Genomic DNA, 2,051 nt, shown 5'->3' with positions numbered 1-2,051 from the left:
AACAAGTTCACGCAAAGTGTGTTGGGATACAGCTTAGGTTCAAGGGGTCGATGCAACACCTGTCTGTTGGAATGATTTTAGGTGCTTGTCTAGGGTTTCCGCTGGGGTTCTCCATTTGAGGGTTTTCCTGGGTCTGGCATTGAGCACAGTGGCGATCGCTTGCAGGTCGTTCGGGCTGTGGCGGGACAGGTCGGTTCCCTTGGGGAAGTATTGGCGCAGCAGGCCGTTGGTGTTTTCGTTGCTGCCTCGCTGCCAGGGCGAGTGCGGGTCGCAGAAGTAGACTGTGATCCCGGACTCGATCCGGAGTTGGGCGTGCTGGGCCATCTCGGCGCCCTGGTCCCATGTCAACGACCGGCGCAGCTGGTCAGGCAGGCTGCCGAGTTGCTCGATGATGGCGTCGCGGACCGCGGCGGCTCCGTGGCCGGCCAATGGTGGTCCGTTCTTGACCGGTTCGGTGGCGCCGTAGCCCTGCATGCGCGGCAGGTGCAGCAGCATGGTGAACCGGGTAGTCCGCTCGACCAGGGTGCCGATCGCGGAACGGTTCAGCCCGATGATCAGATCTCCCTCCCAGTGTCCGGGCACGGCCCGGTCGGCGACCTCGGCAGGCCGCTGGCTGATCAGGATCTCTGGGGTGACGAACTTCTTGCCTCGGCCGCGGGTACGGGCCTGTGGCACCCGTAACGCCCGGCCGGTACGCAGACACGCGGCCAGCTCCCGCTTCAGCGCGCCCCGGCCCTGGATATAGAGAGCCTGGTAGATGGCCTCGTGGGAGATCCGCATCGTTTCATCATCGGGGAAGTCGACCCGCAGCCGTCGACTGATCTGCTCCGGGCTCCACGCCACGCCCCAGCGCCGGTCCGCCCGGCGGCCGTGACGTCGCCCCTTCCACGGCACGTTCGGTCCCGGGATCGGCCTGCCTTCGGCGTCGGTGATCGCGCCAGCGAGTCGTGCCTGAACGTAGTCGCGCAGCTGATCGTTGGTGGCGAGCTTGACAGCCTTAGGGCGCCGGGCGGCGAACTCGGCCTTCCACTGCGCCACCGACGCCCGGTACTCCAGTCGCCCACTGCGGGTGGCGGTGTTGCGGCGCAGTTCCCGCGAGATAGTCGATGGGCTGCGCCCGACTCGCTGAGCGATCTCGCGCACGCCTTTCTTCTCTGCCCTCAGCAGCGCGATCTCCTCTCGCTCAGCGAACGACAGATAACGCCCCGATGGTTCGGCGAGGCTGATGGGTGGCATCCCGCCACCGTGGCGGAACCAGCGCGACCCCACCGGCCCCGACACGCCACAGTCCGCGGCAGCGGCCTCACTCGACGCGCCTTGGGCGATCCTGCACCAGAATTCCCGTTCGACCACACGCGCCGCCGGCGGACGCCCCGGTGACCGCAACGTCGGACGCACCGCCCGATCCGCGTCCCGCGACCTGACAGCAGCAGCCATGACACACCTCCACACTCAAGGTGTTGCGACCACCACTGGAATCCGCCTTGACTTCCGCGGTCGGAATGAAATATCGCGCCGTGCTTTACTGCCCCCCGCGATGTCGCCATAGATAGTGCGTCACAGATCAAGTCTGTTCGCATATGATCTTTCATCGACCATCCCACTACCTTTTTCGAATACAGGTCAATTGCGGTCGCTAAAAATAGCCATCCTTCACCGGTTTTGACGTATGTGATGTCACCGACGAGTTTTTCTCCCGGAGCGTGTGCGGTGAAATCCCGAGCCACAAGATCAGCGGGCCTTGGCGCTGCCGGGTCGGTAACGGTGGTGCGTTTGTAGGCTTTCCGCTGCGCAGCGACTAAACCTTGACGGGCCATTATCGCCGCCACCGTGCTCAGGCCGACGCGGTGGCCAGAATTTTTGAGTACCGCATGAACACGTCGATGCCCGTACACGCAACGGTTCCTCACAAAGATGTGAGCAATAAGTGACTGTAAAGTATTTCGTCGTATCTGGGTCTGTGACAACGGCCGGTTTCGCCATTCGTAGAACCCCGCGCGAGACACATCCAGCCATGAACACATCTTGATAACCGGAAAACAATCCTTCTC

Annotated in this window: 1 protein-coding gene and 1 pseudogene; both read right to left on the bottom strand. The window is 63.0% G+C overall.

The features are described 5' to 3' along the window. Positions 1-39 precede the first annotated feature (39 nt). Positions 40-1,437: an IS30 family transposase gene (locus WBQ44_RS15210; RefSeq protein WP_495567506.1), complete on the bottom strand. Its 1,398-nt coding sequence runs from the start codon at positions 1,435-1,437 to the stop codon at positions 40-42. A 26-nt stretch (positions 1,438-1,463) separates the two neighbouring features. Further along, a pseudogene (locus WBQ44_RS15205) lies at positions 1,464-2,051 on the bottom strand (IS3 family transposase); the annotation flags it as partial.

The organism is Rhodococcus sp. (in: high G+C Gram-positive bacteria), assembly GCF_049591685.1.
GTDB lineage: Bacteria > Actinomycetota > Actinomycetes > Mycobacteriales > Mycobacteriaceae > Rhodococcoides.
Note: the sequence above shows the minus strand (reverse complement) of the source record. Positions and strands in the feature narration are given on the sequence as shown.